Origin of the sequence: Modestobacter sp. VKM Ac-2985 (genome assembly GCF_026967925.1) — a bacterium.
In the GTDB taxonomy this organism is placed as follows: domain Bacteria; phylum Actinomycetota; class Actinomycetes; order Mycobacteriales; family Geodermatophilaceae; genus Modestobacter.
On record NZ_JAPVBI010000002.1, the window covers coordinates 597458 to 619111 of the forward strand.

The following is a 21654-nucleotide window of genomic DNA, read 5'->3' on the forward strand; positions in this document are numbered from 1 at the left end:
CTGTTGACCTGGGTCGGCCGAGACGGGACCAAGGTCCCGTCGGGCCGGTCCCTAGACTCCGCGCCATGCTGCTGTCCGACCGCGACATCCGAGCGGCCCTGGCGACCGGCCGGCTCGGGATCGAGCCCTACGAGCCGGCGATGGTGCAGCCCTCGAGCATCGACGTCCGGCTCGACCGGTTCTTCCGGGTCTTCAACAACGCCCGGTACACCCACATCGACCCGGCGGAGCAGCAGGACGACCTCACCACGCTGGTCGAGCCGACCGGCGACGACGCCTTCGTGCTGCACCCGGGCGAGTTCGTGCTCGGGTCGACGCTCGAGGTCGTCCGCATCCCCGACGACCTCGCCGCCCGGCTGGAGGGGAAGTCCTCCCTGGGGCGGCTGGGCCTGCTCACCCACTCGACGGCGGGCTTCGTCGACCCTGGCTTCTCCGGGCACATCACGTTGGAGCTCTCCAACGTGGCGAACCTGCCGATCACGCTCTGGCCGGGGATGAAGATCGGCCAGCTGTGCCTGTTCCAGCTGAGCTCGGCCGCCGAGCACCCCTACGGCTCGGCGGTCTACGGCTCGCGCTACCAGGACCAACGCGGACCGACGCCGTCCCGGTCCTTCCGCAACTTCAACCGGGCCGAGACCCGCCGCCCCGACCCGGCCTGAGCCGTCTCCCGGGTGGCGGGTGTCCGACCCCTCGGTGAACGGTGGCGCGAGGCCGGATGACGGGCCGCCTTCCGGGGTAGGGCCAGCCCCATGGACCCCCGGGACACCGCTGTTCTCCTGCCTCAGCCGTCGGGCAACCACGTCGTGGACGGTTTCTTCGACTGCGCCGAGGAGTCGGCGCACTACGCGTTCTCGGTCCAGCTCCTGCTGACCCAGTACGCGACCCTGGTGCCCTGGCAGGCCGAGGGCGTGGCGGAGCTCGGCAGCGGCGACGCGCGGGCCATCGCGCACGTCGTGCGGGCGGTGCCCGGGTTGCAGGTGCACGGCACCGACATCAGCACGACGTCGGTCGAGCGGGCCCGGCAGACGATCGACGGCCTCGGCGTCAGCGACCGCTACACCGTCGAGCACGGTGACTTCTTCGCCTGGGCCGACTCCCCGGCCGGGCGGGACGTCTCCACGGTGATCGCCAACCCGCCCTACATCCCCGCGCCGGACGCCGACATCCTGATGCCCGAGCTCTGGGGCGGCTGGTACGGCAACGACATGGTCCTCCGGCTGCTCAAGGCCGGATTCGAGCACCTGCTGGTCGCGCTGCCCAGCTACTCCGACCCCGCCGCCACCCTGTCGACGGCGCGTGACCTCGGGTACCAGGTGGCCAACTTCCTGGCGATGGGCCTGGAGTTCGGGGCCTACAGCGGGGAGTCGAAGGTCCGGCAGCACATCGCCGCGCTGACCGCGGAGGGGCACGGCTGGGCGGGCGAGGACTCCTACGTCGTCGCCGTCGCGTTGCTGACCCGGTCACCGGAGCTGCGCCGGGACCGGTCGACCGAACTGCTGCGCGCCCTGCAGCTGCCGGTCTGAGCCCGGTCGCTCAGCGCTCGGTCCGGGGGAGGAGGACCGGCGGTTCGGCCCCGGCGACCTCGGTCTCCGGGAAGTCGCCGGGGCGACCGACCGGGCGGGCGAGCCCGGGCACCTCGTCGTCGACGTACCGTGGCCGGCAGATGCTCCAGCCGGTGACCAGCAGCAGCCCGACCCCGGCGTAGACCAGCACGAACATGCCGGTGTAGCCGCCGGTGACGCCCCGCAGCAGGCCGACCAGCAGTGGGCCCACCCCGGCCAGCGCGTATCCCCAGCCCTGCGCGACCGTGGACAGGGCGCTCACCGACTCCGGGGTGCGGCCGCGCAGCCCGAAGAGGGCCAGGATCATCGCGAACGTGCCCATGCCCAGCCCGAGCAGGCAGACCCACAGCCAGGTCAGGGTGAGCGGGGCGAGCAGCAGGCCGGTCCAGCCGGCCAGGTAACAGGCGACGAAGGCCAGCAGCATCGGCCGCTGCCACCGGGGCCGCACCGTGCCCAGCGGGACGACGGCGTTGAGCGGGATCACGATCAACGCGTTCAGCCCGACGAGGAACCCGGCTGCCTCCGCGGACATGCCCTGGTCGCGGAGGTACTGCGCCGTCCAGCCGACGATGACGTAGGCCTGCATCGCCTGCAGCCCGAAGAAGGCGGCCATCGTCCAGGCCAGCCGGCTGCGCCCCAGCTCCCGCAGCCGCACCGCGGTGTGCCCGCCCCGGGAGGCGCCCGGCCGGACCGGGACGGCGAGCCAGGGCAACGCCGCGAGCAGGGCGAACACCGCCCAGATGCCCAGTCCCCAGCGCCAGCCGTCGGCGCCGGCGGCCGCGGCGATCGGCGCCGTGGAGACGGCGGCGACCGCCCCGCCGATCGCCAGTGCGGTGCTGTAGGCGCCCACCAGCAGACCGGTGCGCTCCGGGAACCACCGCTTGACCAGGCCGGGCAGCAGCACGTTGCCCAGCGCGCCGCCGACCATCGTGGCCACCGTGCCGAGCAGGAACACCCACACGTTGGGCACCGACACCCGCAGCAGCAGCCCGATCGCCATGACCAGCAGGGCCGCGGCCAGCACGTGCCCGTCGCGGAACCGGGCGGCCAGCGGCGGGCCGGCGAAGCCGATCAGCGCGAAGCAGAGCAGCGGCATGCTGGTGATCAGTCCGGCGAGGCCGGAGGAGATGCCCAGGCCGCGCTCGATCTCCTGCAGCACCGGGCCGACGCTGTTGACCGCGGTGCGCAGGTTGAACCCGGTCAGCACGATCGCCGTCCCGACCAGGACCAGCCCCTGCCGGGAGGACGTGCGCGGCGGCAGCGGGGCGGCGGCGCGGGTCACGTCCGCTCATCTTCCTCCCCGAGCCGCCGCAGCCCGGGAGCCGGGTCGGGGCCCGGGCGGGTCAGCGGGTGTCGGTCACCGTGACCGGGACCTCGGCCACCTGGTCGGTCGTGCCGTCGTCGGCCACCCGCAGCATCACCAGGTCGTGGACGCCATCACCGGCCGGGGCGGCGAGCTGCAGGACCGGACTCAGGCACTGGGGCAGCCGGAACGCCGGTCCGGCCGCGGTCTGGGTGTAGCTGACGGTGCTGCCGGCGTCACCGCGGACCGGCTCGCCGTCCAGGGTCATCACGTAGTCGACGTCCTCGGCCCCGGTCACCCGGAACCGCAGCGGCTGGCCGGCGGCCACCACACTGCTGGCCACGGCGATCCGTGGGTCGTCGCAGTCGGCGGTGAGGGTCACGTCCTCGACACCCCGTCCGCCGGCGACGGCGAGCACCGTCATCACCACGATCGCGACGGCCAGCCAGGTCCAGTGCCGGCTGCGCCGGATCGTCGGGCGGTCGTCGGCCAGCGCGCGCTCGTCGTTGACGTCCCGGGCGTAGTGCAGCCGGGTGCTGCGGGAGGCCGCGGCGCGCTCGGCCTCGCCCCGACGACGGCCGCCGCCGTACGGAGAGCTCATGCCGCCCAGTGTCCGCCCCGGTCGTGCGGTTGCGTCACCGCTCTCCGGCCCCCGTGCAGGGGCCCGCCGCGAGCTTGCGAGTGGCGGGGGGCACGGGGGTCCTCTCTCAGGAGTGCTGGGTGGCGGCGGAGCCGGTGCCGGCCGGGTCGTCGGGCACGGTGCCGACGCCGGGGCCGGACTCCGTGCCCGGGGCACCCGCGGGGGCCATCGAGCGGAGCAGGATCTGGCTGACGTCCAGGACCTCGACGTGCGGCTTGGCCTCACCGGCCTGCTGCTTGCTGGTCACCGCGTCGCTCAGCATGGTGATGCAGAACGGGCACGCGGTGGAGATGACGTCCGGGTCCAGCTCGAGCGCCTCGTCGGTGCGCTCGACGTTGATCCGCTTGCCGATCTTCTCCTCCATCCACATCCGCGCGCCGCCGGCGCCGCAGCAGAAACCGCGGTCCTTGCAGCGGTGCATCTCCTGGGTGGTCAGGCCCTGCACGGAGTCGAGGATCTCCCGCGGGGGCGTGTAGACCTTGTTGTGCCGGCCCAGGAAGCACGGGTCGTGGTAGGTGACCTTGCGGTCGATCGGGGTGACCGGGGTCAGCCGTCCCTCCTCGACCAGCTGGCCGAGCAGCTGGGTGTGGTGGACGACGTCGTAGTCCCCGCCGAGCTGCGGGTACTCGCGGTTGATCGAGTTGAAGCAGTGCGGACAGGTGGCGACGATCTTCCGCCGTCCGGCCGGGCGCTCCTCGAAGACGGCGTTCAGCGTCTCGACGTTCTCCTGCGCCAGCTGCTGGAACAGGAACTCGTTGCCCATCCGGCGGGCCGGGTCGCCCGAGCAGGTCTCCCCGTTGCCCAGGACGGCGAACTCCACGTCGGCGATGTGCAGCAGCTCGGCGACGGCCTTGGTGACCTTCTTGGCGCGGTCGTCGATGGCGCCTGCGCAGCCGACCCAGAACAGGTACTCGACGTCGTCGTCGATGGCGCCCTCGACCTGCCGGACCTCGAAGTCCAGCTCCTTCATCCACTCCTCGCGGATGTTGCCGCCCACGCCCCACGGGTTCCCGCGGTTCTCCAGGTTGCGCATCATCACGCCGGCCTCGGAGGGGAAGGAGGACTCGATCAGCACCTGGTAGCGGCGCATGTCCATGATGTGGTCGACGTGCTCGATGTCGACCGGGCACTGCTCGACGCAGGCGCCGCAGTTGGTGCAGCTCCAGAGGACGTCGGGGTCGATGACCCCGCCCTCCTCCAGCGTGCCGACCAGCGGGCGGTGCGCCTGGGCGTCGTTGGTGCCCTCGATCCGGGCGTAGCCGGACGCCCAGACCTGCTCGTCGCTGGGCTCCAGGGTGGTGAAGTCGGCGAAGTTCGGGGCCTCGTCGGAGGCCTTGGTCGCGCCGGTCAGGTACGGGGCCTTGGCGTACAGGTGGTCCCGCAGGTCCATGATCACCATCTTCGGTGACAGGGGCTTGCCGGTGTTCCAGGCCGGGCACTGGCTCTGGCACCGCCCGCACTCGGTGCAGGTGGTGAAGTCCAGCATCCCCTTCCAGGTGAAGTCCTCGATCTTGCCGCGGCCGAAGACGTCGTCCTCGCCGGGGTCCTCGAAGTCGATCGGCTTGCCGCCCGACGTCATCGCCGGCAGCGGGCCGAGGGCCTGGGAGCCGTCGTCCTCACGCTTGAAGTAGATGTTGAAGAACGCGCTGAACCGGTGCCACGCGACGCCCATGTTGAGCACCCGGGAGATGGTGATCAGCCAGCCCAGGCTCACCACGATCTTGACGAACGCGACGACCGACAGCAGGTCGGGGTTGGCCGGGACGACGTTGGCCAGCAGCCCGGAGATCGGGTGCGACCAGGCCGGCGCGTCGGTCAGGTCGGCGGAGACCTTGATCGCGCGGATCAGCAGGATGCAGATGCCGATGGTCAGGACGACGGCCTCGACGAAGTAGCCGCGCCCCTCGTTGGACCCGGCGAACCGGCTGGCCCGGCCCTGGCGGCGCGGGTGGTCGAGCTGCCGCCGGACGATCAGGTACAGGATGCCGAGCACCGTGGCGGCGCCGATCAGGTCGACGAAGAGGTTCCACAGCGCCCACTCGCCGATCAGCGGGAGGTGCCACTCCGGGTCGAAGACCTCCCCGAACGCCTCGACGAGGGTGAGGAACAGGCCGTAGAACCCGATGAAGACGAACCAGTGCGCGGCGCCGATGGCCGACCACTTGAGCATCCGGGTGTGCCCCAGCGACTCGACCGCCAGCGTCTTCAGCCGCGGGCCGACCGGGCCGGAGCGGGTCGGGTCGGGCTGGCCGCTGCGGAAGATCCGCAGCATCGCGCGGACGGCCTTGGTGGCGTAGACCACCGAGACGACCAGCAGGATCACGGCCAGCGTGCCGAGGACGATCTGCAACGGGCCCATGAGCTCCCTCTCGTGCGTGCGCGGGCGTCATCGCCCACCCCGACCGGACACTAACCGGGCGGCCACAGGCTACTCGCCGGTAACCCCCACCCGCTGCGCCCCGGCGAGCTTCTGATCCCTGGGATCAGGTCACCTGGTCACGTGGGCACCTACCGGGTGGCCGGCCGCGAGGTAGGTGCCTGCGGCCGGAGGTAGGACGTCGCTGTCCACATCGGGTCCCGCCGTCCACAGCTGGACCACGAGCCCGCCTCGGTCTCCGTCCCGGGGTGACCCTCGACCCGTGCTCCCGGTCCTCGACGAGATCGCCACGCGCCAGTTCGGCGTCTTCAGCTCGGCCCAGGCGCTCGCTGCCGGTCACTCCCGCGACGAGGTGCGCACGCTGTTGCGCACCGGTGCGTGGACCCGGCGACGCCGCGGGGTCTACTGCTCCGGCGACGTGGCAGCCCGTGCATCCGGCGACCCACGGCTCGGTCATCTGCTCGATGTCGCCGCCGTGCTGGTCTCCCTGTCGCGGCGCCCGGCGGTCAGCCACGCATCGGCGGCGGCCGTGCACGGCTTGCTCGTCCCGCGCCGGGGGCTGGCCGAGGTGCGGCTCACGGACCCGGACAACTGGCGCGTGGGTCGCGGCTACCGGGTCTCCCAGGGTGGCCTGCCCGCCCGTGCGGTGGCCGGCTGGGGGCCCTTCTCGGTCACCGCCGTCGCCCGGACGTTGGTCGACTGTGCACGGGAGTGGGAGCTCGTTGACGCGGTCGTCGCCCTGGACGATGCCCTCCACCGCGGTCTCACCGATCCCCTGCTCCTCCGCGAGGCGGTGGCCGGTGCGCGCCACTGGGAGGGTTCGGCCCAGGCTGCCCGGGCGGTGCGGTTGGCCGACGGCCGCGCGGAGTCACCGCTGGAGAGCGCCGGCCGGGTCCGGATCGTCACCAGCGGGCTCCCGGCGCCCGAGCTGCAGGTGGAGCTCTGGGACGACGAGGGCTTCATCGGCCGCGTCGACGGGTGGTACGACGATGCGGCGGTCGCTCTCGAGTTCGACGGAAGGGTCAAGTACCTGGACCCACGCGGTGGGCGATCGCCCGGTGAGGTGCTCTGGGAGGAGAAGCGACGCGAGGACCGGATGCGGGCTGCCGGCGCACGCCCGGTGCGGATCGCGAAGGCAGACCTGGGAGCCCCGTGGTCTGGTGTCCGCGGCCGGCTCCGCACGTTGCTGCTCACTCCGTACGTGGGGCCGCGCGGGTTCCGGGTGGTTCGCCGTCCCGGCCGGACAGGCTGAGGTCGACGTCCTACCCGACCGTATGGGCACCTACTGCACGGTCGGCCGCGGGGTTGGTCACCACATGACCAGGTGACCTGATCCCGGCGCGACATCCCGGCGGGACGAGGCCAAGGCCAGAGGACGGCGCTCGGTCGATGAGGTCCGCGTCACGCGTCGGGCCCCTGGGAACACAGCCGCCACCCCTGCCGTTAGGCTGGGCAGGAAAGTTGAGCGGACCGGGCGCAAGGACGGCGCCGGCCCTCGGCTCCCAGACCAGCACCACCCCGTCAGCAACGCACAGGAGAGTCCTTCCATGGCACGAGCAGTCGGAATCGACCTCGGCACCACGAACTCCGTCGTGTCGGTCCTCGAGGGCGGCGAGCCCACCGTCATCGCCAACTCCGAGGGCGCGCGCACCACCCCCTCGGTCGTCGCGTTCGCCAAGAACGGCGAGGTCCTGGTCGGCCAGTCGGCCAAGAACCAGGCGGTCACCAACGTCGACCGCACGATCCGCAGCGTCAAGCGCGAGATCGGCACCACCTGGAAGACCGGCGACATCGACGGCAAGCAGTACACCCCGCAGGAGATCAGCGCCCGGGTGCTGCAGAAGCTCAAGCGTGACGCCGAGACCTACCTGGGCGAGCCGGTCACCGAGGCCGTCATCACCGTCCCCGCCTACTTCGAGGACGCCCAGCGCCAGGCCACCAAGGAGGCCGGTGAGATCGCCGGCCTGAACGTCCTGCGCATCGTCAACGAGCCCACCGCCGCGGCCCTGGCCTACGGCCTGGACAAGGGCGAGACCGAGCAGACCATCCTGGTCTTCGACCTCGGTGGCGGCACCTTCGACGTCAGCCTGCTGGAGATCGGCGACGGCGTCATCGAGGTCAAGTCCACCGCCGGTGACAACAAGCTCGGCGGCGATGACTGGGACGAGCGGGTCGTCAAGCACCTGGTGCAGACCTTCAACGCCCAGTCCGGCATCGACCTGGCCAAGGACAAGCTGGCCATGCAGCGCCTGCGCGAGGCCGCCGAGAAGGCGAAGATCGAGCTGTCCGGCGCGCAGTCGACGAACGTGAACCTCCCCTACATCACCGCCGGCGCCGACGGCCCGATGCACCTGGACGTCACGATCACCCGCGCCGAGTTCCAGCGGCTGACCCAGGACCTGCTGGACCGCACCAAGGCCCCGTTCAACCAGGCGATCCGCGACGCCGGCGTCAAGGTCGGCGACATCGACCACGTCGTCCTGGTCGGTGGCTCGACCCGGATGCCCGCCGTCACCGAGCTCGTCCGCGAGCTGCTCGGGGGCAAGGAGCCCAACAAGGGCGTCAACCCCGACGAGGTCGTGGCCGTGGGTGCCGCGCTGCAGGCCGGTGTCCTCCGCGGTGAGGTCAAGGACGTCCTGCTGCTCGACGTCACCCCGCTGTCCCTGGGCATCGAGACCAAGGGCGGGATCATGACCAAGCTCATCGAGCGCAACACCACGATCCCGACCAAGCGCTCGGAGATCTTCACGACGGCCGACGACAACCAGCCGTCCGTGCAGATCCAGGTGTTCCAGGGCGAGCGCGAGATGGCCTCCTACAACAAGAAGCTCGGCATGTTCGAGCTGACCGGTCTGCCCCCGGCGCCCCGCGGCGTCCCGCAGATCGAGGTGGCCTTCGACATCGACGCCAACGGCATCGTGCACGTCCACGCCAAGGACCTGGGCACCGGCAAGGAGCAGTCGATGACCATCACCGGCGGCTCGGCCCTGCCCAAGGACGACATCGCGCGGATGATGGCCGACGCCGAGGCGCACGCCGAGGAGGACAAGAAGCGCCGTGACGAGGCCGAGACCCGCAACCTGGCCGAGTCGCTGCAGTACCAGACCGAGAAGTTCCTGGCCGAGAACGGCGACAAGATCCCGGCCGAGAAGAAGGAGGAGCTCGGCGAGGCGCTGACCGAGCTCCGCTCCTCCCTCGGCGGGTCCGACATCGCCGCGATCAAGACCGCGCAGGAGAAGGTCGCCCGGATCTCCCAGGAGGTCGGCGGGGCGCTCTACGCCCAGGCGCAGACCGACGGTGCCGCCGGCGGTGCGGCAGGTGACGCCGGCTTCGAGGGCGCCACCGACGCGACCGGGGCGACCTCGTCCGGGCCCGCGGGGGACGAGGACGTCGTCGACGCCGAGATCGTGGACGACGACTCCGACAAGCGGTGACCTCACCGTCCACGCGCAGGTGCACCGGCCCGGGTGACCGGGCCGGTGCCCTGGGGGAGAGACGATGAGCCAGCAGGACGAGCAGGCGCCGCGGGTCGTCATCCGCGACAGGCGGCGCGTCGACCCGACCAGCGGCACGGTCCGGGCACCAGCCGGTGACGAGCCGGCCGGTGCCACGCCGGAGCAGGGAGAGCAGATGAGCGAGCACGACAACGACACGAGCGGTTCCGGGAACGGAGCAGGCCCGGTCGTCGAACCACCGCTGACCGGTGGGATCGAGAGCGGGGCGGACGACGCCACGCGGCAGCTGGCCGAGCGGACGGAGGACCTGCAGCGGGTCACCGCCGAGTACGCGAACTACCGGCGCCGGGTGGAGCGTGACCGGGTCCTCGTCGTCGACCAGGCGGCCGAGCGGTTCGCCGGGCAGCTGTTCCCGATCGTCGACGACATCGAGCGCGCCCGGGACCACGGCGACCTCAACGGCGCCTTCAAGGTCGTCGCCGACCGGGTGCTGGGGCTGCTCGACGGCCTCGGGGTCACCTCGTTCGGCAAGCCGGGCGACCCGTTCGACCCGGCCCTGCACGAGGCGGTGCTGCACGACACCTCCACTGAGGTGACCGAGCCGACGGCGACCACCGTGCTCCGGCCGGGTTTCCGGCGCGGGGACCGAGTGCTGCGCACGGCGATGGTCGGCGTGACCGAGCCGGAGGCCCCGGCCGCCCCGGCTCCGGCAGCGGGTGCACCGGAGGTCGTGGACGCCGAGGTGGTCGAGACCGCCACGGACGCCGAGCAGCCGGGCTCCGGCCCGGCCGCCGGCTGAGCTCGACCCCCCGGCCGGTCCGGCCTCCGCACGCCGGAGGCCGGACCGGCCCGTCACCCGCCCAGCAGAGAGGAGGCGCCCGATGAGCAGCACCCGGGACTTCATCGAGAAGGACTACTACGCGGCCCTGGGCGTCGCCAAGGACGCCGATGCCGCGGCCATCAAGAAGGCCTACCGGCAGCTGGCCCGTGAGCTGCACCCGGACAAGAACCCGGGCAACAGCCAGGCCGAGACCCGCTTCAAGGAGGTCTCGGAGGCCTACGACGTCCTGTCCGACCCGAAGCGTCGGGCGGAGTACGACGACGCCCGCCGGCTGTTCGGTGCCGGTGGATTCCGGCCCGGTGCCGGCGCGCCCGGCGGCTTCTCCGGTGGCTTCCCCGGCGGGGGTGGCGCCGGCCAGCCCTTCGACCTCGGTGACCTCTTCGGCGGTGCAGCCGGCGCACCCGGCACCGGGGGACGTGCCGGTGGGCTGGGCGACCTGTTCGGCGGGCTCTTCACCGGGGGCGGGGCGAGCCCCGGCGGTGCCGCGCGGGGTCGCAGCCAGGCTGCCTCCGGACCGGCCCGAGGTCAGGACGTCGAGACGGAGGCCACTCTCGCCTTCGACGAGGCGGTGCTCGGCGTGACCGTGCCGCTGCGGATGCAGAGCCCGGGCACCTGCCCGACCTGCTCCGGCAGCGGCGCCCGTCCGGGCACGAGCCCGCACACCTGCCCGGTGTGCAACGGCGCCGGCGTCACGAGTCGCAGCCAGGGCGCGTTCGCCTTCTCCGAGCCCTGCAAGGAGTGCCGCGGTACCGGCTCGGTGGTCGAGGACCCCTGCCCGGAGTGCAAGGGCGGCGGGGTCACCACCCAGACCCGCACCATCACCGTGCGCATCCCGGCCGGGGTCAAGGACGGGCAGCGCATCCGGCTGCCCGGCAAGGGCGCCCCCGGGCGTCGCGGTGGCCCGGCGGGCGACCTGTTCGTCGTGGTCCACGTCAGCGGTTCGGAGCTGTTCGGGCGCAGCGGCAACGACCTCACCCTGACCGTGCCGCTGTCCTTCGCCGAGGCGGCGCTGGGCACCACGCTCACCGTGCCCACCCTGGACGGCTCGGTGTCGCTGAAGGTCCCGGCCGGCACCTCCAGCGGCCGTACCTTCCGGGTCCGCGGCCGGGGTGTGCCGGGTAAGGCCGTGACCGGCGACCTGCTGGTCACCGTGGAGGTGGCCGTCCCCAGCCGGTTGACCCCCGGTGCCCGGGAGGCGATCGAGAAGCTCGCTGCCGAGCTGCCCGACGATCCCCGACCGGAGGTCACGGCCGCGCTCCGGAACGGGGCGACGCGGTGACGCTCCCCGACCCCGGGCGCGCCTTCGCCGAGGACGCCCCGGTCTTCGTCATCTCCGTCGCCGCGGAGCTGGCCGGCATGCACGCCCAGACGCTGCGCCAGTACGACCGGCTCGGGCTGGTCAGCCCGGGCCGCACGGCCGGCGGCGGCCGCCGGTACAGCCCGCGGGACGTCGCGCTGCTGCGCGAGGTGCAGCGGCTGAGCCAGGAGGACGGCGTCAACCTGGCCGGGATCAAGCGGATCATCGAGCTGGAGTCCCGGGTCGAGGCGCTGCAGGCCCGGGTCACCGAGCTGCTCGACGAGCTGGAGCTCTCCGAGGCCCACCGGATCGCGGCGGAGGCCGCGGTGTCGGCTGCCTACCGCCGCGACCTGGTGCCCCGCACGGCCAGCTCCGCGCTGGTGGTGTGGCGACCGGCCGGCCGGCAGTGACCGGCACCGGGAACGCCGGGTCCGCGCCGGACGTGGATACCGGTGTGACCGTCGACAGCGCAGCCCGCGCCATCCCGGAGGAGTCCGACGTGGAGCGCACCGCGCAGGACCCGCACGCCGCCTACGTCGCGCTCGAACGCGAGGTGGCCCTCCTGCTGCGCCGGGCGCGCGCGATCTCCGGTCGGCTCGGCGGCCAGCTGCACCAGGACCTGGACGGCGCGGCGTACGGGCTGCTCGTGCTGCTGGACGACGCCGGCCCGCTGCGGGCCAGTGACGTCGTCGCGCGGCTGGGGCTGGACAAGAGCACGGTCAGCCGCCAGGTGGCCTCGCTCGTCGACCTCGGCCTGGTCGACCGGGTGGCGGACCCCGACGACGGCCGCGCCCAGGTGCTGTCGACGTCCGAGGAGGGGCACCGGCGACTCAGCCGCCTCCGTGACGCCCGACGGGCGCGCTGGGAGGCCGACCTCGCCGACTGGGAGACCTCCGACGTCGCGACCCTCGCGCAGCTGCTGGGCCGGCTGAACCGGCTCGGCGAGGCCCACGAGGCCGAGGTCACCGCCCAGACCGAGTGACCCACGGACAGCCCACCCCTGCAGGGGGTGGGCCGTCCGGCCCCGTTCCGAGGCTCGCCCCGAGCGTGCGAGGGGTGAGGAGAACGGTCAGGCCCCGTTCCGAGGCTCGCCCCGAGCGTGCGAGGGGTGAGGAGAACGGGGTCCTTTCAGTGCTGGGGTCCCAGGGTGGTGACCGGGAGGCCCTGGATCGAGGCGTCGATGACCTCGATGGTGTGCGCCAGGCCGATGCGGGTGCCCTGCCGCTCCAGCGAGGACGAGACCTGCATCAGGCACCCGGGGTTCGCGGTCACCAGCAGCTCGGCCCCGGTGCCGGCGATGTTGCGCGCCTTCCGGTCGCCGAGCTCGCGGGCGGGCTCGGGGTTGAGCACGTTCCAGATCCCGGCCGAGCCGCAGCAGACCTCGGCCTCGGCGATCTCCCGCAGCTGCAGGCCGGGGATCTCCCGCAGCAGGCCGCGCGGCTGGCTGCGGATGCCCTGGGCGTGCCCGAGGTGGCAGGCGTCGTGGTAGGCCACGGTCACCTCCAGCGGGTGCCGCGGGGCGACGCTGCCGAGCTCGGCGAGGAACTCCGAGACGTCCCGGACCTTGCGGGAGAAGGCCGTCGCCCGCTCGGCGTAGTCCGGGTCGTCGGCGAGGATGTCGGCGTACTCCTTCATGCTCGAGCCGCAGCCGGCCGCGTTGACCACGACCGCGTCGACGCCGGCGCTCTCGAACGCGTCGATCGTGGCCCGGGCGAAGGACTGCGCCTCCTCCTGCCGGCCGTTGTGCACCGACAGCGCGCCGCAGCAGCCCTGCTTGCGCGGGATGATCACGTCACAGCCCTCGGCGGCGAGCACCCGCGCAGTCGCGGCGTTCACCCCGGGGAAGAACTCGCCCTGCACGCAGCCGGTGAGCATGCCCACCACGGCCCGCCGGGCGCCGGCGGCCGGTACCCGCTCGGGCAGCTTCTCCCGCTTCTCCAGCACCGGGGCCAGGCCCTCCATCGCAGCCAGCTTCGGCGCGAGCCGGTCCAGCAGGCCGCTGCCCCGCACGACCTTCGGCAGTCCGCTCGCCTGGTAGGCCCGCAGCGGTCCGCGCAGTGCCCGGAGCCGCTTCTTGTACGGGAACAGCGCGAAGATCGCCGCGCGCATCGCCCGGTCGCCGGGGCTGCGGGTGTGGTGCCGCTCCACCTGGACGCGGGTGGCCTCGATGAGCTTGTCGTACTGGACGCCGGAGGGGCAGGCGGTCACGCAGGCCATGCAGCCCAGGCAGGCGTCGAAGTGCTGCACCATCGTGTCGCTGAGCGGCGCCCCCTCCAGCCCGGCCTTCATCAGGTCGATCCGGCCGCGCGGGGAGTCCATCTCCTCGCCCCACAGCGTGTACGTGGGGCAGGTGGGCAGGCAGAAGCCGCAGTGCACGCAGTCACTGATCAGCTCGGCCGAGGGCGGGTGGTCCTCGTCGAAGGCGGACCGCAGGGTGGGGGTGCCCACGGGCACCGGGCCGGCGCTGAGGGCGTCGGTCTTGCGCGGGTCGCTCTGCGGCTCGTCGGAACGGGCGCGGGTGGACTCGACCATCAGATGCCTCCGACGAACCGGCCGGGCGCCAGACGGCGCTCGGGGTCGAACTGTTCCTTCACACGGCGCATCAGGTCGATCGCCGGTACCGGGCCCCACGTGTCGACCGCCGCCTTGACCGCCGGGGGGCCGTCGACGACGACCAGTGCGCCGCCGTGCTCGGTGCAGACCGCCCGGGTGCGGGCGACCACGTCGGCCACCGCCTCCACCGGGGCGTCGGCGCCGAGCGCGGCGTAGAGGACGCCGGCCCCGCCGGAGCCGCGGACCGTGAGGGCGATCCCGGCGTCCTCCGCGGCCCGGCGGGCGGCGATGAGCACCGGGGCCAGGCCGGACAGCGCGCAGGTGAGCTTCAGGCCCGTCGACCCCGGCTCGTCGGTCCACGGCAGCACGCCCCAGCCCAGCGGTGCGGCCTCGACGGCGTCCGCTCCCAGGCCCAGCAGTCGGCGGGTGGTCGCCGTCCGGGCCTCGACGCCGGCGGGGGTGCCCTCCAGCAGGACCCCGACCGTGCCGGCGCCGTCGACGCGCCACTCCACCTCCACGGCGGCCGGCACGACCTGCGCGTGCACCACCGACTGGACCAGCCGGGAGGCGTCCTCGGGGGTGCCGAAGGGCACGGAGACGAACCGCCGGGCGGCCGGCACCGGGTGCAGTCGGAAGACGGCCTGGGTGACGACGACGAGGGTGCCGAACGAGCCGATGACCAGCTTGCCCAGGTCGTAGCCGGCCACGTTCTTGACCACCCGGCCACCGGCCTTGGCGACCACCCCGTCGGCGCGCACCACGGTGACGCCGATCAGCAGGTCGCGGGCCGTGCCGACGGCGACCCGGCCGGGGCCGCTGGCGTTGGTCGCGAGCATGCCGCCGACGGTGCCGCCGGCGACCGGTTCGTCCAGGGCCAGCCGCTGGCCGGCCGAGCCGGCGGTCTCCTGGACGTCGGAGAGCAGGGCGCCGGCCTGGGTGTCGACGATGAGGTCACCGGCGGCGTGGTCGAGCACCTGGCCCATCCGGCTCAGGTCCAGCACCACGTCGGCGGACTCCGGCGGCCGGCCCCAGCTGATCTTGGTGCCCCGGCCCCGGGGGACGACGGTGAGCCCGGCGGCCGCGGCGGCGCGCAGCACGGCGGCGGTCTCCTCCGTCGACCCGGGCCGGGCCACCAGCGCGGCGGTAACCCCGTCGACGGCGTCGGCCGGGGTGGCGTCGGTGACCTCCCCGCAGGCGTCGGAGAGGCGGGTGCGGGCGGTGTCGAGGTCGATCGTGGTCATCAGAACGCGTCCGCCAGCCCGGCCTCGACCAGCGGGTGCGCCTTCTTGCGCTTGCCGGGCACCTCGCCGCACAGCCGCGGGGTGGGGAAGATCTTGCCGGGGTTGGAGATGTTGCCGGGGTCGAAGGCGCACCGGACGAGCTGCATGGTGTCCAGGTCGTCGTCGGTGAACATCTTCGGCATGTAGGCGGCCTTGTCCACGCCCACCCCGTGCTCGCCGGTGATCGCCCCGCCGTGGGTGATGCAGAGGTCCAGGATCGCGCCGCTGACCTGTTCGGCTGCCTCGCTGGCGCCGTCCTTCTCTCCGTCGAAGAGGACCAGCGGGTGCAGGTTGCCGTCGCCGGCGTGGAAGACGTTGGCCACCCGGACCCCGGAGGACGACGACAGCTCGGCGATCGCCCGCAGCACCTCCGGGAGCGCGGTCCGCGGGATCACGCCGTCCTGGACGATGTAGTCGGGGCTGATCCGGCCCACGGCGGCGAAGGCGGACTTGCGGCCGCGCCAGATCAGCGCGCGCTCGGTGGCGTCGGTGGCCAGCCGCAGCTCGAAGGAGCCGTTCTGCTGGCAGAACTGCTCGACCAGCGCGTACTCGTGCTCGACCTCGGCCGAGGCGCCGTCGAGCTCGATGACCAGCACCGCGCCGGCGCCGTCCGGGTAGTTGCAGTGCACGGCGGCCTCGGCGGCCTCGATGGCCAGCGCGTCCATCATCTCGATCGCGGCGGGCAGGACGCCCGCGCTGATGATCGCCGAGGTGGCGGCGCCGGCGTCGTCGGTGGTGTGGAACCCGACGAGCAGGGTGCGGACCTCCTCGGGCAGCCGCACCAGCCGGACGGTGGCGGTGGTGGCGATGCCGAGGGTGCCCTCGGAGCCGACCACGGTGCCGAGCAGGTCGTAGCCGGGGGAGTCCGGCGCCAGGCCGCCCAGCTGCACGACGTCGCCCTGCGGGGTGATCAGCTCGGTGCCGAGCACGTGGTTGCTGGTGAACCCGTACTTCAGGCAGTGTGCGCCGCCGGAGTTCTCGGCCAGGTTGCCGCCGATGGAGCAGATCTGCTGGCTGCTGGGGTCGGGGGCGTAGTAGTAGCCCTCGGGGGTGGCCGCCCGGGTGACGTCGAGGTTGATGACGCCGGGCTCCACGATCGCGCGCTGGTCGGCGCGGCGGACCTCGCGGATCGTCCGCATCCGGGAGGTGACCAGCAGGACGCCGTCGGCCCGGGGGAGCGCCCCGCCGGAGAGCCCGGTGCCCGAGCCGCGGGCGACGAACGGGACGCCGTGCTCGGAGCAGGCCCGCACCACCGCAGCGAGCTGCTCGGTGGTCTCCGGGAGCACCACCAGTGCGGGGGTGACCCGGTAGTGGGCCAGGCCGTCGCACTCGTAGGTGCGCAGCTGGGTGGGGTCGGCGATCACGCCGGTCTCGGGCATGAGGGCCCGGGCCACCCGGCCCACGGCCGCGATGCCGGCGGCGTTGTCCCCGGCCTCACCGGTGGCCGAGGTCGCCTCGGGTGGGGTGTCGCCGAGGACCGGGCCGGCCGTCGTCTGGGTGCCGTGCGTGCCGCTCATGGAGGTTCCGCCTTCGCTGCCGGACCTGCAGGTTCGTTCAGGGTGGTGCGGTCCCCGCTGACCATCACGATGGCCGTTCTGGTGGTCAGCGGGGGAGTGGATCAGGGCATGCGCTCGTAGGCCGGGACGGTGAGGAAGTCGTTGTAGTCGTCGCTCAGGGCCATCTCGGTGAAGAGCGCACGGGCATCGTCCCACCGGCCGGAGGCGTACGCATCTCCCTTGGCCTCGGCGATGGCGGCCATCTCCTCCTCGATCACCCGCTCCACCAGCTCGGTGGTGACCTGCTGGCCGTCGCTGAGCCGGACGCCGTTGTGCAGCCACTGCCAGACCTGGCTGCGGCTGATCTCGGCGGTGGCGGCGTCCTCCATCAGGCCGTTGATGCCAGCGGCGCCGGAGCCGCGCAGCCAGGACTCCACGTACTGGATGCCGACGCTGACGTTGGCCCGCAGCCCGGCCTCGGTGGCCTCACCGGGGGTGGACTTGACGTCGAGCAGCTCGGCCGCGGTGACGTGCACGTCCTCGCGCAGCTCGTCCAGCTGGTTGGGCCGGTCGCCGAGCACCTTGTCGAAGGCGTCCATCGCGGTCTGCACCATGCCCGGGTGGGCGACCCAGGAGCCGTCGAAGCCGTCGTTGGCCTCGCGGGTCTTGTCCTCGGTGATCTTGTTGTAGGCGAACTCGTTCTTCGCGGCGTCCTTGCTCGGGATGAACGCGGACATGCCGCCCATCGCGTGCGCGCCGCGCTTGTGGCAGGTGCGCACCAGCAGCTCGGTGTAGGCCCGCATGAACGGCACGGTCATGCCCACCGAGTTGCGGTCGGGGAGGGTGAAGTCGTCACCGCGGGTGCGGAAGGTCTTGATGACGCTGAACATGTAGTCCCAGCGGCCGGCGTTGAGGCCGGAGGAGTGCTCGCGCAGCTCGTAGAGGATCTCCTCCATCTCGAAGGCCGCGGGGTAGGTCTCGATCAGGCAGGTGGCCCGGATGGTGCCGCGCGGGATGCCCAGGTGGTCCTGCCCGAGGACGAAGGCGTCGTTCCACAGCCGCGCCTCGAGGTGGCTCTCCATCTTCGGCAGGTAGAAGTACGGCCCCTGGCCGCGGTCGATCTGCTTCTGCCCGCACGCGGAGAGGTAGAGCGCGAAGTCGACGAGGCTGCCCGAGGTCTGCTCGCCGTCGACGGTGATGTGCTTCTCCGGCAGGTGCCAGCCGCGGGGGCGGACGATGATCGTCGGCAGCTCGTCGTCCGGCTTGAGCTCGTAGGACTTGCCCTGCGGGCTGGTGAAGTCGATCGTGCGGTCGATCGAGTCCATCAGGTTGAGCGGGCCGTTGACGACGTTCTCCCAGAGCGGGGAGTTGGCGTCCTCCTGGTCGGCCAGCCAGCACTTGGCGCCGGAGTTGAGCGCGTTGATCGTCATCTTCCGGTCGGTCGGGCCGGTCATCTCCACCCGGCGGTCGACCAGGCCGGGAGCCGGCGGGGCCACCCGCCAGGAGTCGTCCTCACGGATCGAGGCGGTCTCGGGCAGGAAGTCCAGCGTGCCGCCGTCGGCGAGCGCCTGGACCCGCTCCGTGCGTGCCCGCAGCCGCTCCAGCCGGCGGCCGTCGAGCTCCCGGTGCAGCAGTGCGATGAGCCCCAGGGCCTGAGGCGTCAGGACCTCGTCGAACCGCGGGCCCATCGGGCCGGTGATCTCCACGCCGTCGACCGTGCTCATTGCTCTCCCTGGGGGTCGGTGCCCTCCGGCGGCAGCGCCGAGGGGTTCCCCGGGCCGGCGGGACAGGCCGTACAAGTGGTGCCAACTTCCGGGAAGCGGAAGGTTCCATCTGTGATGCGGAAAACGTATCCTCGGTCACCAGCGGGGTCAAGACGATCACGGGTGCTCCGGCACCCGGCGGGCGTCCGGCCCTGGGCGCTCTGCGGACGAGGACGAGGGCGGGCCCCGAGCGCACGGGACGACGGAGGAGTGGCATGGCCGAGACGCGCGGCACGATCGGCGGTTCCGACGGGGGCGTGCAGTCCCTGGAGCGGGCGTTCCTCCTCCTGGAGCTGATGGCCGAGGACGGCGGCGAGGTGGCGTTGTCCCGGCTCGCGGTGGACAGCGGCCTCCCCCTGTCCACCATCCACCGCCTGGTCCGCACCCTGGTCGCCCGCGGTTACGTGCGCCAGCTCCCCTCCCGGCGCTACGTGCTGGGCCCTCGGCTGATCCACCTCGGCGAGAGCTCCTCGCGGACCCTGGGCACCTGGGCCCGGCCACACCTGAGCGACCTGGTCGACTCCACCGGGGAGACGGCGAACCTGGCGATGCTCGACGGCGACCGGGTGGTCTACGTGGCCCAGGTGCCCTCCAAGCACTCGATGCGGATGTTCACCGAGGTCGGCCGTCGGGTGCACCTGCACTGCACCGGGGTGGGCAAGGCGCTGCTCTCCCAGCTGCCCCCCGGGACCGCCCGCGAGCTGCTGGAGCGCGGTGGCATGCCCCGCCGCACCGACAAGACCATCACCGACCCCGACGAGCTGCTCGCACTGCTGCCGCAGATCGCCGAGCAGGGCTACGTGCTGGACGACGGCGAGCAGGAGATCGGCGTGCGGTGCATCGCCGTCCCGGTGCTCGGCGGCCCGGCACAGACCGCGATCTCGGTCTCCGGCCCGGAGGGGCGGGTGCCGATGGAGAGCGTGCCGCAGATCGTGGCGCTGCTCCAGCAGGCCGCGGCCGGGCTCGCCGCCGAGCTGCGGGACGACAGCGCCCGCGCGCTCAGCGGCCGGTCCAGCTGACCTGCCCACGGTCGACGAAGGCCCGCACCCCGGCCCGGAAGTCCGCACTGCCGAACACCTCCCGCACCAGGTCGTCGCCGTCCGGCAGGCCGGCCCGGCGCAGCCGCGCCACGGCCTGGCCGGCGGCCTTCATGCTCAGTGGCGCATGCGCGAGCAGCGTCTCGACGAGCGCGGCCAGCGCCGGGTCGAGCTCCCCGTCCGGCACCACCTCACCGACGAAGCCGGCCGCGGCCGCGTCTGCGGCGGACAGCAGCTTCGCGCGCAGCAACATGTCCAGCGTGCGGCCCGGGCCCAGGTGGTGGACCAGCAGCGAGTAGGTGTTCATCGACAGGCAGTTGCCCAGCGTGCGGGCGATCGGGACGCCGAACCGGGACGACGCCGTCGCCACCCGCAGGTCGCAGGCGGCGGCCAGGGCGAGCCCGCCCCCGACACAGGACCCCTCGACCGCGGCGACGGTCGGCACGGTGACGTCCTCCAGGCGGTTGACCACCCGCTCGATCCGGGCCTCGTAGGCGATCCCGTCGTCCCCGCTGGTGGACTCCCCCTCGCCGAACGCCAGGAACTGGGCGATGTCGGTGCCGGCGACGAAGGCCCGGCCGCCGGCGCCACGCAGCACCAGCACCCGCACCGACGCCTCGGCGTCGGCCCGCGCGCAGGCCTCCTCGAGGCCCTCGTACATCGCGAAGGTCATCGCGTTGCGGGCCTCGGGACGGTTGAACAGCACGGTGAGCACCGCGCCGTCCTGGGTGACCTCGAGCTCGCTCATGTCCGGTCCTCTGCGGTGGTGGGGGCGATCGCGTCGACGAGCTCGGCCGGGAGGCCGTGCCGGGTGAGCACCGCCCGGGTGTCGGCGCCCAGCGGGGGGCCGGCGACGCCGCGGACGGCGGGGGTGCGGGAGAACCGCATCGGTGAGCCGATCTGCCGCACCGGCCCGAGGGTGGGGTGCGGGGCGTCCCAGAAGAACTCCCGGGCGTTCAGGTGCTCGTCGGTGAACACCTCGCCGTAGTCGTTGATCGGAGCGCACGGCACCCCGGCGGCGCCGAGCGCAGCCAGCAGGTCGGCGGTGGTGCGGGTCCGGGTGCGGCTCTCCACGACGTCCAGCAGCTCGCCGCGGCGGGCGTGCCGGCGGCTGGCGTCGGCGTAGCCGGGGTCGGCGAGCTCGTCGGCCATGTCCAGCGTGGCGCACAGCCCGGCCCAGGTGTTCGGGGTGTTCGCGCCGATCGTCACCCAGCCGTCGGCGGTCTGGAACGCCTGGTACGGCGCCTGGCTCTGGTGCGCCGAGCCCAGCGGGCCGCCCACCTCGCCGGTGGCGAACCACTTCCCGGCCTCCCACACCGCGAGGCTCACCCCGGCCTCGAACAGCGAGACGTCGATCGACTGGCCGACGCCGGTGCGGTCCCGCTCGCGCAGTGCCGCGGTGACCGCCAGCGCCAGGTAGAGGCCGCAGACCAGGTCGCAGACCGGGACGCCGACCTTGACCGGCTCGCCGCCCGGGGTGCCGGTGATGCTCATGATCCCGCTGCGCGCCTGGGCCATGATGTCCAGCCCGGGCAGCGGGGCGAGCGGCCCGTCCTGCCCCCAGCCGGACCCGGAGGCGTGCACCACCCGCGGGTTGACCGCCCAGATCGCGGCCGCGTCGAGCCCCAGTCGGGCCATCGCGCCGGGCCGCAGGTTCTCGATCACCACGTCGGCGGCGGCGACCAGGTCGAGGAACGCCTGCTTGCCGGCGGCGGACTTCAGGTCCAGCGCGACGGACTCCTTGTTCCGGTTCAGCCGCAGGTAGGGCGAGCTCTCGCCGTCCACGAACGGCCCGCTGGCCCGGACCGGGTCCCCGGACCGGGGGTCCTCCACCTTGACCACCCGGGCGCCCAGGTCGGCCAGCTGCATCGCGGCGTAGGGCGCCGCCATGAAGACGCCGACCTCCAGCACGGTGATGCCGGTCAGGGGCGGCTGGTCGCCCGGTGCGGGTGTGCTCACGTGTGCCTCCGCAGTGGTGGTCGTCTCGTCGTGCTCCGGACGTGACCGCGCCCCGGCGGCAGGATCACCGTCCGGGGCGCGGGTGGTGCGG

At 73.0% G+C, this 21654-nt stretch carries 18 protein-coding genes; 9 read left to right on the forward strand and 9 right to left on the reverse strand.

Annotated features, from left to right (window positions below; translation table 11 throughout):
• The first annotated feature begins 65 nt into the window (after positions 1 to 65).
• Together dcd and O2V61_RS12100 are read left to right on the forward strand one after the other, a co-directional pair.
• A complete protein-coding gene (dcd, locus tag O2V61_RS12095; protein WP_269170271.1) occupies positions 66 to 659 on the forward strand; it encodes a dCTP deaminase in 594 nt (197 codons plus the stop codon).
• A gap of 90 nt (positions 660 to 749) precedes the next feature.
• Positions 750 to 1523, forward strand: coding sequence for a methyltransferase domain-containing protein (locus O2V61_RS12100; protein ID WP_269183559.1), 774 nt, complete (start codon positions 750 to 752; stop codon positions 1521 to 1523).
• 10 nt (positions 1524 to 1533) lie between these two features.
• Here the strand turns inward: O2V61_RS12100 and O2V61_RS12105 are convergent, their stop codons facing one another.
• From O2V61_RS12105 to O2V61_RS12115, 3 genes are all read right to left on the reverse strand, one after another.
• Positions 1534 to 2844 carry an MFS transporter gene (locus O2V61_RS12105; protein WP_269183560.1) on the reverse strand — a complete coding sequence of 437 codons (1311 nt, stop codon included), beginning with the start codon at positions 2842 to 2844 and terminating at the stop codon, positions 1534 to 1536.
• 61 nt (positions 2845 to 2905) lie between these two features.
• On the reverse strand, positions 2906 to 3466 hold the full coding sequence (locus O2V61_RS12110; protein ID WP_269183561.1) for a hypothetical protein: 561 nt from the start codon (positions 3464 to 3466) through the stop codon (positions 2906 to 2908).
• Positions 3467 to 3572: 106 nt separating this feature from the next.
• The gene (locus O2V61_RS12115) at positions 3573 to 5864 is read right to left on the reverse strand and encodes a (Fe-S)-binding protein (protein ID WP_269183562.1); all 2292 of its coding nucleotides are present in this window, start codon (positions 5862 to 5864) and stop codon (positions 3573 to 3575) included.
• Between the two features lie 280 nt (positions 5865 to 6144).
• Here O2V61_RS12115 and O2V61_RS12120 point away from each other — a divergent pair, with 280 nt between their 5' ends.
• The 6 genes from O2V61_RS12120 (at position 6145) to O2V61_RS12145 (ending at position 12457) form a co-directional block, all read left to right on the forward strand.
• Complete coding sequence (locus O2V61_RS12120) at positions 6145 to 7134, forward strand: type IV toxin-antitoxin system AbiEi family antitoxin domain-containing protein (RefSeq protein WP_269183563.1); 990 nt, start codon at positions 6145 to 6147, stop codon at positions 7132 to 7134.
• Between the two features lie 295 nt (positions 7135 to 7429).
• Positions 7430 to 9316: a molecular chaperone DnaK gene (gene dnaK / locus O2V61_RS12125; RefSeq protein ID WP_269183564.1), complete on the forward strand. Its 1887-nt coding sequence runs from the start codon at positions 7430 to 7432 to the stop codon at positions 9314 to 9316.
• A gap of 64 nt (positions 9317 to 9380) precedes the next feature.
• Entirely contained in the window at positions 9381 to 10136 is a 756-nt protein-coding gene (gene grpE, locus O2V61_RS12130) for a nucleotide exchange factor GrpE (RefSeq protein WP_269183565.1), read from the forward strand.
• Between the two features lie 82 nt (positions 10137 to 10218).
• Positions 10219 to 11457, forward strand: a complete 1239-nt coding sequence (gene dnaJ / locus O2V61_RS12135; RefSeq protein ID WP_269183566.1) for a molecular chaperone DnaJ — start codon at positions 10219 to 10221, stop codon at positions 11455 to 11457.
• A complete protein-coding gene (locus tag O2V61_RS12140) occupies positions 11454 to 11885 on the forward strand; it encodes a heat shock protein transcriptional repressor HspR (RefSeq protein ID WP_269170280.1) in 432 nt (143 codons plus the stop codon). The genes dnaJ and O2V61_RS12140 overlap by 4 nt, the downstream gene beginning before the upstream one ends.
• A 44-nt stretch (positions 11886 to 11929) precedes the next feature.
• Positions 11930 to 12457 (forward strand): MarR family winged helix-turn-helix transcriptional regulator, encoded by a 528-nt coding sequence (locus tag O2V61_RS12145; RefSeq protein WP_269183567.1) that lies wholly within the window; start codon positions 11930 to 11932, stop codon positions 12455 to 12457.
• Between the two features lie 146 nt (positions 12458 to 12603).
• On the opposite strand, the gene glcF is transcribed toward O2V61_RS12145, so the two are convergent.
• From glcF to aceB, 4 genes are all read right to left on the reverse strand, one after another.
• Positions 12604 to 14007 (reverse strand): glycolate oxidase subunit GlcF, encoded by a 1404-nt coding sequence (gene glcF / locus O2V61_RS12150; protein ID WP_269183568.1) that lies wholly within the window; start codon positions 14005 to 14007, stop codon positions 12604 to 12606.
• Positions 14007 to 15269, reverse strand: a complete 1263-nt coding sequence (locus O2V61_RS12155) for an FAD-binding oxidoreductase (RefSeq protein WP_269183569.1) — start codon at positions 15267 to 15269, stop codon at positions 14007 to 14009. The genes glcF and O2V61_RS12155 overlap by 1 nt, the downstream gene beginning before the upstream one ends.
• Positions 15269 to 16825, reverse strand: coding sequence for an FAD-linked oxidase C-terminal domain-containing protein (locus tag O2V61_RS12160; protein ID WP_269183570.1), 1557 nt, complete (start codon positions 16823 to 16825; stop codon positions 15269 to 15271). The genes O2V61_RS12155 and O2V61_RS12160 overlap by 1 nt, the downstream gene beginning before the upstream one ends.
• Before the next feature lie 101 nt (positions 16826 to 16926).
• Complete coding sequence (aceB, locus tag O2V61_RS12165) at positions 16927 to 18528, reverse strand: malate synthase A (protein ID WP_269183571.1); 1602 nt, start codon at positions 18526 to 18528, stop codon at positions 16927 to 16929.
• Positions 18529 to 18782: 254 nt separating this feature from the next.
• Between aceB and O2V61_RS12170 the strand changes: the two genes are divergently transcribed.
• Positions 18783 to 19586, forward strand: a complete 804-nt coding sequence (locus tag O2V61_RS12170) for an IclR family transcriptional regulator (protein ID WP_269183572.1) — start codon at positions 18783 to 18785, stop codon at positions 19584 to 19586.
• Here O2V61_RS12170 and O2V61_RS12175 read toward each other — a convergent pair.
• On the reverse strand, positions 19567 to 20352 hold the full coding sequence (locus O2V61_RS12175) for an enoyl-CoA hydratase/isomerase family protein (RefSeq protein ID WP_269183573.1): 786 nt from the start codon (positions 20350 to 20352) through the stop codon (positions 19567 to 19569). The two genes, O2V61_RS12170 and O2V61_RS12175, sit on opposite strands and share 20 nt — an antisense overlap.
• Positions 20349 to 21563, reverse strand: coding sequence for a CaiB/BaiF CoA transferase family protein (locus O2V61_RS12180; RefSeq protein ID WP_269183574.1), 1215 nt, complete (start codon positions 21561 to 21563; stop codon positions 20349 to 20351). Before O2V61_RS12180 ends, O2V61_RS12175 begins: the two co-directional genes overlap by 4 nt.
• Positions 21564 to 21654: the final 91 nt, after the last annotated feature.